The 984-nt window shown below is 63.6% G+C and carries 1 protein-coding gene; it reads right to left on the bottom strand.

Features of this window, described 5'->3' with window-relative positions; all coding sequences use genetic code 11:
• Positions 1-984 (bottom strand): hypothetical protein (locus DUT91_RS25965; protein ID WP_160113725.1); only part of this gene is annotated, 984 nt, incomplete at both ends.

Below are 984 nucleotides of genomic sequence, written 5' to 3'. Positions count from 1 at the left end.
GCAGAGAACGTTGTGTTGATGTTGATTTGGGCGGTTGGCATTGACCATAGTGGCTGGCTTGGGTTTCCGCCCACGGTGTCGACCCTGTAGTCTACCTTGAGGGTTCCGTTGGCGTAGCCGGCCGCATAGACCTGGTCGAGCGTCAGGCTGAGGGGGGTGATGCCGTTGATGAAGGCGCTGTCTTTGTCCGTCAGGGTGTAGACGAGGGAAGCGATGTTGTTGACGGTGGCCTTGGTCAGCGGATAGGTGCCGGCGAGATAGAAGAAGGCGGTGATGGTGTCACCCAGGGCGGCGGCGGCGTAATGCGGGATGGTGATGCCGAGGCCACCGGTTATGGCATCGGGGCCGATGGGCTGCTTGGCGGGCACGGTGGGGGGGTTGAGCGTCGGGGTGACGGGCGGATTGGGCCCGGTCTGGGCGCTGCCGCTGGCGGAAGGCGTTATCGGCTTGCGCTCCCGCGTCGCCGAAGAGCCTTGCGCCATCTGCAGATAGGAGATCACATTGGTGCCCTGCTTGAGCGTGGCATAGGCGATCGGCACGCCGTTGAAGAGATCCTGCCCGGTTCCCCAGAAGACGATCCTGTCATTGACGATGACGACGATGGTGTCGGTCTTCACGACCTGATTGGTGACGGGAAGCGACATGGTGAAGGCCCATTTGTCGGACGGGATCGGGTTGAGGCTCGGGATGATGGGCAGGGGCAGCCCCGTGGTTGAGATGTCGTTGCTGATGGTGGCGATGGCCACCTGTGCGGGGGCTTGCGTGTCGTCAACGAAGCCCTCGGCGCTGGCGGTGAAGGAGACGATCCGCGGGGAGACGGCGCCGGCCCGGAAGGTGGCGATGCCGTCGGCGCCGGTGGTCAGGGAATAATAATATTGCTTTTGCGTGCCGTCATACTGCAGCGTCAGGGGGGTCTTGAGATCGGTGGTCTGCCACACCGTGAGCCCGGCCTGGCCGGGCGTTGGAATGAGGCGGACAGGCTGG

It is taken from the genome of Paramesorhizobium salinisoli, assembly GCF_003335045.1.
Classification (GTDB): Bacteria; Pseudomonadota; Alphaproteobacteria; order Rhizobiales; family Rhizobiaceae; genus Paramesorhizobium; species Paramesorhizobium salinisoli.
This window is presented reverse-complemented; position numbering and strand designations above follow the sequence as displayed.